Origin of the sequence: Pseudomonas sp. KCJK9000, assembly GCF_046230725.1 — a bacterium.
Classification (GTDB): domain Bacteria; phylum Pseudomonadota; class Gammaproteobacteria; order Pseudomonadales; family Pseudomonadaceae; genus Aquipseudomonas; species Aquipseudomonas promysalinigenes.
The window spans coordinates 55,132-61,611 of the sequence record NZ_JBJJLN010000025.1; the positions used below are offsets into that span (position 1 = coordinate 55,132).

Sequence of the window (6,480 nt, forward strand, 5' to 3'; positions counted from 1 at the left end):
CAATGCTCAGTGCCCTTGCAACCCAGCGCCGCCCACGCGGCGCCAAAGCCCATAGGCGTTGCTGACCTGCGATCAAATGATAGAGCCCATTGATCGACCAGTCAGGGAAAGCAATTTGACGCCTTAGCTGCCAGGTTATAGCTTGGAGCAAAGCCCCCATTCGAGCGCCAACGTGGAACAAAACAGTGCGGCCCTGATCGACGGCTTCAACCGGAAAATCGACTACCTGCGGATGTCGGTCACAGACCGCTGCGACTTTCGCTGCGTGTACTGCATGGCCGAAGACATGCAGTTCTTGCCACGTCAGCAGATCCTCAGCCTCGAAGAACTGTTTTTGGTCGCCGAGCGATTCGTAGCCCTCGGCACCCGCAAGATTCGCCTGACCGGTGGCGAGCCGTTGGTGCGCCAGGGCATCGTCGACCTGTGCAGGCGCATCGGCGCCTTGCCCGGCCTGCGCGAGCTGTGCATGACCAGCAATGGCTCGCAGCTCAATCGCCTGGCCCAACCGCTGTTCGATGCAGGCGTCACGCGCCTGAACATCAGCTTGGACAGCCTCGATGCCGAGCGCTTCAACCAGCTAACCCGCACTGGCGATCTCGACCAGGTCATCGCCGGCATCGACGCTGCGCGCCAGGCCGGGTTCCAGCGCACCAAGCTCAACTGCGTGGTGCTCAAGGGCCGCAACGAGCATGAACTGGTCGACCTGGTGCGCTTTGCCATTGACCGTGAGCTTGACATCACCTTCATCGAAGAGATGCCGCTGGGAGTTATCAGCGAGCACGAGCGCGGCGAGTCGTTCTGCTCGAGCGATGAGGTGCGTGACCGCTTGAGTGACCATTTCACCCTCATCGAGTCCACAGAGTCATCCCAAGGCCCAGCGCGCTACTGGCGCTTGGCCGAGGCTGGGACCACCCGTGTCGGCTTCATCTCGCCGCACAGTCACAACTTCTGTGCCACCTGCAACCGGGTGCGGCTGACGGTCGAGGGCCGGTTACTGCTGTGCCTTGGCAATGAACACTCGATGGACCTCAAGCAGGTGCTACGTGCCCATCCAGGTGATGCTGCACGGTTGGAGAAGGCCATCCGCGACTCGCTGCACCTCAAGCCCTTTCGCCACCACTTCGAAGTCGGTGGTGAGGTACAGATCCTGCGCTTCATGAACATGACCGGCGGCTGAACGGCCGCCTCAGGACCGCCATGATCGTCCACCCGCGCCCCGATGTGCTTCGCGTGCTGTTCACCCTCAAGGGCTCGATCATCAAGCGCATCGCTCTGCGCTGCCTGATGGTCACCTTGCTGGCTGCGCTGATCGTGCTGGTCGAGCGGCATTACCCGGCGTTTTTCTACCCGGTCAGCGCCACCCCTTTCACCCTGCTGGGCCTGTCACTTTCGATCTTCATGAGCTTTCGCAACAACGCCTGCTATGACCGCTGGTGGGAGGGGCGCAAAGCCTGGGGCAAACTGATCATCGAGACCCGCTCGTTCGTGCGCGAAAGCGCGGTGATTGCCAACGCACCGCTGCGCGCCGAACTGCTGCGCAGCCTGTGTGGCTTTGCCCACGGGCTCAGTGCACGGTTACGCGAAGAAAGCGAAAGGGATGCCGCTGGCCCTTGGCTGAACGCCAACGCCCCGGTAGCCGCGCATAACCTGTGCGATGGCATCCTGCGCAACATTGGCCAGCACTGCTCGCAGTTGGCCGAGCAAGGGCAGCTCAGTGAATGGCGCTATATGTTGCTGGAACAGCGGCTGGCCGGGTTGACCGAGGTGCAGGCAACCTGCGAACGGATCAAGGGTACGCCGCTGCCGTTCCCTTACACCCTGCTGCTGCACCGCACCATCTACATTTTCTGCCTGCTGCTGCCGTTCGCCCTTGCTGAACCGCTGGGCTGGCTGGCACCGCTGTTCACCACCATCGTCGGTTACACCTTCTTTGGCCTGGATGCGATCGGCAACGAGCTGGAAGACCCATTCGGGCGGGACGAAAACGACTTGCCGATGGATGCCATGGTCAGAACCGTGGAGCGGGATGTGCTGGGGGCTTTGGGAGTCGAGCCATTGCCGCCGGTTTTGCGGCCAGTGGATCATGTGCTGAGTTGACGCATTCGCGGCTGTACCGAACCAGGGGCAGCGGGTTTACCCGCGAAGAGGTGCAGGTCAACCGCGGCTCTGACAAGCGCCCACAGGCTTCAGATGCTTGACGAAATTGCACGGCCGATGCCGCGCATCCAGTTGTTCCACCAGGATGCCTTCCCAGGCGGTACGGCAAGCCCCAGTCGAGCCAGGCAGGCAGCACACCAAGGTGCCGTTGGAAATTCCGGCAAGGGCTCTGCTTTGCACCGTCGAACTGCCAATATCCAGAATGGACAAGGCACGAAACAGCTCGCCAAAGCCATCGACGCTACGCTCGAGCAGGCACTGCACGGCCTCCGGTGTGCTGTCACGCCCGGTAAACCCGGTGCCGCCGGTGATCAGCACCACCTGCACATCATCGTCGGCGATCCAGGTGGCGACCTGGGCGCGGATCTTGTACAGGTCGTCCTTGAGCAGTGCCCGTGCCACTAAACGATGGCCTACCTGCACCGAGCGACTGGCCAGCAGCTCGCCGGAGGTGTCGTTATCGAACGTACGGGTATCGCTGACGGTCAGCACGGCGATGTTCAGCGGCACGAAGGCCGCATCAAGTTGAACGCGCACTCTTTAAGCTCCTTGTCTGGCAGTGTCGTCACGCTAGAGGCAAGCCATGCCAGCGTCCAATCGATATACCGAACCGTCCGATCAATGACATCTATCGCAGACGTGGGTTAAGGTCTGCACAACCAGACGCCAGGCACCTACATGGACATCAAGCAGCTCAAGTTCCTCATCGCCCTCGACCAGACCCGCCACTTCGGCCAGGCGGCGGCGTTGTGTCATATCACCCAGCCAACCCTGTCCATGCGCCTGCGCAACCTGGAAGATGAACTGGACCTGGTACTGGTCAAGCGCGGTCAGCGCTTCGAAGGCTTCACCGAGGCCGGCGAGCGGATTCTGGCCTGGGCTCGCACCCTCTTGGCAGCCCATGACGGCCTGCAGGCAGAAGCGGCCAGTTGCCGTGGCCAGGTGGTCGGTAGCCTGCGCCTGGGCACGGTGCCGCTGGCCAGCTTCAACCCCATGCACCTGCTGCTGCCGCTGCGTGAGCAATACCCCGAACTGCAGTTTCAGCTCAGCTCGCACAGCACCGAACAAATCATGGATGGCCTGAGCCGCAACCAGCTCGACCTGGGCATTTGCTACCTCGACCAGGTCAACGCCAATTTCTTCGAAGTGATCGAACTTGGCACCACCACCATGGGCCTGCTCTACGATACCCAGCACTTCCATTTCGAAGCCGACAGCCTGCGTTGGGACGAGCTCGGCGACATTCCCCTGGGCTTGCTGAGCAAAGGCATGCACTACCGCCAGTCGCTGGACCTAAGCCTGCGCAGCCGTGGCCTTGAGCCCAACGCCGTGCTGGAAAGCGACTCGACCTTCCAGTTGGTTCAGGCGATCACCATCGGCGTGTGCTGCGCGATCATGCCCTTGGGGTGCGGCCTGGAAGGCCTCAGCGAACACTTGCGCATCATCCCCATCGCCGACGCCAGTATCCACAGCCCGGTCGGCCTGTTGCTGCGCCGCAGCGAGCCGCGCTCGGCGATTGCCGAGCAGTGCTTCAACGAAGCCAGGCGCCTGTTTCAGCCGGCCTGATACACCGCCACCTGGCGTTACCGACTGGACGATTTCACGGTGGGGCCGCCGAGCGGCCCCTGCCAGTTTCAGCGATAGCGTTCGAGCCAATGGGCATAGGGTGCCGGCAAGGTCCAGGCCGCCTTGTCCACGCCTAGCTCTTTGGCAGCGAAGTAGGCCCAGTGCGGGTCGGCCAGGTGCGCCCGCCCCACCGATACCAAGTCCAGCTGGTTGGCCTGTAGCGCCTGCTCGGCCAATTGCGGCGTACCAAAGCCCCAAGCCGAGGTTACCGGCAGCCCGGCTTCGCGGCGCACGCGCTCAGCCACCGGCCCCATGAACGCCGGGCCCCACGGGATATTGGTTTCAGGCACGGTGAAGCCAACGCTGACGCTTAGCAGGTCCAGGCCGCCTGCCTTGAACAGGCGTGCCAGCTCGATGGACTCTTCCAGGGTCTGCTGGTCACGGCCGTCGTACTCCAGCACACCGAAGCGCGCGGTCAGCGGCAGGTTTTCTGGCCAGACTTCGCGCACCGCCGCCAGCGTTTCCAGCAGGAAACGGCTGCGGTTCTCGAAGCTACCGCCGTAGGCATCGGTACGCTGGTTGGAATGCTCGGAGAAGAAGCTTTGGCCGAGGTAGCCATGGGCGAAGTGCAGTTCGATCCACTGGAAACCGGCATCACGGGCGCGGCGTGCAGCATCGACGAAGTCTTGTTTGACCCGGGCGATGCCGTCCAGGGTCATCTCACGCGGCACCTTCGGCAAATTCGCGCCAAAGGCAACGGCTGACGGGGCGATGGTGTCCCAGCCACGGGCATCTTCAGCCGCGATGTGGTCGTCCCCTTCCCAAGGGCGGTTGGCGCTGGCCTTGCGCCCAGCATGGGCAATCTGGATGCCAGGGACGGAGCCGGCGGCCTTGATGGCTTGCACCACTGGAACGAACGCCTGGGCATGGGCGTCACTCCATATGCCAGCGCAACCGGGAGTGATTCGCCCTTCAGGTGCCACCGCTGTGGCTTCGACCACCAGCAGCCCGGCGCCGCCGCGGGCCAGGCCGGCGTAGTGCACCTGGTGCCAGTCATTGATCAGGCCTTCCTCGGCCAGGTACTGGCACATGGGCGGAACGGCGATACGGTTGCGCAATGTGACGTCTTTGAGGCTGTAGGGCTGGAACAAAGCGGACATGAAAAAACTCCGATCATCTGAATACGATAGTTCGATCATAATCGAACTATGGCAATAAGCGAAACCCCCGTTATCATGTCCGCATGCGAGCCTACTCACACCCCAACCCTGAAGACCTGATTCTCGAACGCGTGCTTTATGCGTTGAGCGACCCCGTGCGCTTGGGCATTGTCCGCCATTTGGCCGGTGTGGCAGAGGCCAGTTGTGGCGAACTTGATGGCGGGCGGCCCAAGTCGAGCATGTCGCACCATTTTCGCGTTTTGCGCGACGCCGGGTTGGTGCACACCCGCAATGTAGGCACCACGCACATGAACTCGCTGCGCGCCGAAATGCTCGACGAACGCTTCCCAGGCTTGCTGGACTGCATCTTGCGGCAGAAGTGATGTGCTCGGCAGGTATTCAGACGACTGGACGCCACGGCGGGCCGTGGCGTTTGGCTTAGGCGCTGATGGCGTCGAAGCTGCGGATGGGGGTGGGTACCGCGCACAACAGCGGGAATTCCTCTTCGATGATCCAGGGTTCCTTCATGACCAGGTACACGTCGAGAAAATCGGAAAACCCCGGCCAGATGAACATCTCGTTGGCCTCGGCGACGGCACGCGACAGCACGCCCACGCCACCAAAGCTCTTGATCATCGAAACACTCACGATTTCGCTGCCAGAATGAAATACGGTTGCGGCGTCCAGCATGCCGGGCCGGCGCTCGGCGAAGCGGTTGAAGATCGCATGATAGGGGCATTCGGGCAGTGGCTTGATCACCGCATTGGGCGCTGAACGCTCATCGCTGGACGACGAGGCGACCACTTCGATGCTCAACCCCTTCAGCGGCACCGAATGGTAATTGTCAGGGACGCTGTCGCCCAGCACCACCACCATGTCTGCCTCATCCTTGCCCAGCTTGGTAAGGTTGTCAGGGGACTCAGAGCAACTGAATATCGGGCTGTAGCCAGATAGCTTGCTGACCACCGCCGCCATGATCTGCTGGTTGATTTCCATCGACAACGTACTGTTCAAGGCAACGCGCAATGGCAGACGCTGATTGCAGCTCTGGCGCAACTGGTTGATCTTCAGTTGCATGCGCTCTGAACATCGCACGATTTCCAGAACATGCGGCAGCAGGCTCAGCCCTTCCTGAGTGAGTGAAACCCCTTTGTTGGTCCGGTCGAACAACTTGAAGCCACAATGATCTTCGAGCTTTTTCAACTGAGCGGCCAAGGCCTGGACCGTGACATGTACCTGTTCGGCCGCATCGGTGATAGACCCTGTTCGGGCGACTTTCACGATGTTCTTGAGCACCTTGATGTCCATTCAATCTCCCTCCCCATCCCGTTGACGCAGGCCGTCAACGAAAGCCGAAAGGATAACGCACAAGCGCCAGCACTGTCTGCACGCTAACGGTGCACGCTGGTCGGGTAGCAAGCAATGGTTGAGGCACGTCAAAAAAAAGTGAAGTTTCCAGATGGGATTCAACTGATAAATTTTTGTCAGCGTTTAATTTGAAGAGATCGCCATGCTGACACTCAACCGAAACATTGAAACTGCCCTGCGTCAAAAGAAGACGGTCAATGTACGGGGCAGCGATTACGCATTGAATGGT

At 61.1% G+C, this 6,480-nt stretch carries 8 protein-coding genes; 4 read left to right on the forward strand and 4 right to left on the reverse strand.

The features are described from left to right. Positions 1–172 precede the first annotated feature (172 nt). On the forward strand, positions 173–1,177 hold the full coding sequence (gene moaA / locus ACK59H_RS13220; RefSeq protein WP_060480402.1) for a GTP 3',8-cyclase MoaA: 1,005 nt from the start codon (positions 173–175) through the stop codon (positions 1,175–1,177). A gap of 20 nt (positions 1,178–1,197) precedes the next feature. Then, positions 1,198–2,097, forward strand: a complete 900-nt coding sequence (locus ACK59H_RS13225) for a bestrophin family protein (protein WP_060480391.1) — start codon at positions 1,198–1,200, stop codon at positions 2,095–2,097. Positions 2,098–2,154: 57 nt separating this feature from the next. On the opposite strand, the gene moaB is transcribed toward ACK59H_RS13225, so the two are convergent. Beyond that, positions 2,155–2,694: a molybdenum cofactor biosynthesis protein B gene (gene moaB, locus ACK59H_RS13230; protein ID WP_060480392.1), complete on the reverse strand. Its 540-nt coding sequence runs from the start codon at positions 2,692–2,694 to the stop codon at positions 2,155–2,157. Between the two features lie 141 nt (positions 2,695–2,835). Here moaB and ACK59H_RS13235 point away from each other — a divergent pair, with 141 nt between their 5' ends. Then, positions 2,836–3,723 carry a LysR family transcriptional regulator gene (locus ACK59H_RS13235; RefSeq protein ID WP_060480393.1) on the forward strand — a complete coding sequence of 296 codons (888 nt, stop codon included), beginning with the start codon at positions 2,836–2,838 and terminating at the stop codon, positions 3,721–3,723. A gap of 68 nt (positions 3,724–3,791) precedes the next feature. Here ACK59H_RS13235 and ACK59H_RS13240 read toward each other — a convergent pair whose 3' ends face one another. Beyond that, a complete protein-coding gene (locus tag ACK59H_RS13240; RefSeq protein WP_060480394.1) occupies positions 3,792–4,883 on the reverse strand; it encodes an NADH:flavin oxidoreductase/NADH oxidase in 1,092 nt (363 codons plus the stop codon). Positions 4,884–4,966: 83 nt separating this feature from the next. On the opposite strand from ACK59H_RS13240, the gene ACK59H_RS13245 reads away from it, so the two are divergent. After that, positions 4,967–5,266, forward strand: a complete 300-nt coding sequence (locus tag ACK59H_RS13245; RefSeq protein ID WP_060480395.1) for a helix-turn-helix transcriptional regulator — start codon at positions 4,967–4,969, stop codon at positions 5,264–5,266. A 55-nt stretch (positions 5,267–5,321) separates the two neighbouring features. Here ACK59H_RS13245 and ACK59H_RS13250 read toward each other — a convergent pair whose 3' ends face one another. Together ACK59H_RS13250 and ACK59H_RS13255 are read right to left on the reverse strand one after the other, a co-directional pair. Next, positions 5,322–6,191, reverse strand: a complete 870-nt coding sequence (locus tag ACK59H_RS13250; protein ID WP_060480396.1) for a LysR family transcriptional regulator — start codon at positions 6,189–6,191, stop codon at positions 5,322–5,324. 34 nt (positions 6,192–6,225) lie between these two features. Beyond that, the coding region (locus tag ACK59H_RS13255; RefSeq protein ID WP_409264481.1) for a hypothetical protein at positions 6,226–6,480 on the reverse strand (255 nt) is incomplete at its 5' end.

Coding starts and splice junctions, on each gene's coding strand:
- ACK59H_RS13225 (WP_060480391.1), top strand. CDS start 1,198: ATGATCGTCCACCCGCGCCCCGATGTGCTTCGCGTGCTGTTCACCCTC.
- ACK59H_RS13235 (WP_060480393.1), top strand. CDS start 2,836: ATGGACATCAAGCAGCTCAAGTTCCTCATCGCCCTCGACCAGACCCGC.
- ACK59H_RS13240 (WP_060480394.1), bottom strand. CDS start 4,883: ATGTCCGCTTTGTTCCAGCCCTACAGCCTCAAAGACGTCACATTGCGC.
- ACK59H_RS13245 (WP_060480395.1), top strand. CDS start 4,967: ATGCGAGCCTACTCACACCCCAACCCTGAAGACCTGATTCTCGAACGC.
- ACK59H_RS13250 (WP_060480396.1), bottom strand. CDS start 6,191: ATGGACATCAAGGTGCTCAAGAACATCGTGAAAGTCGCCCGAACAGGG.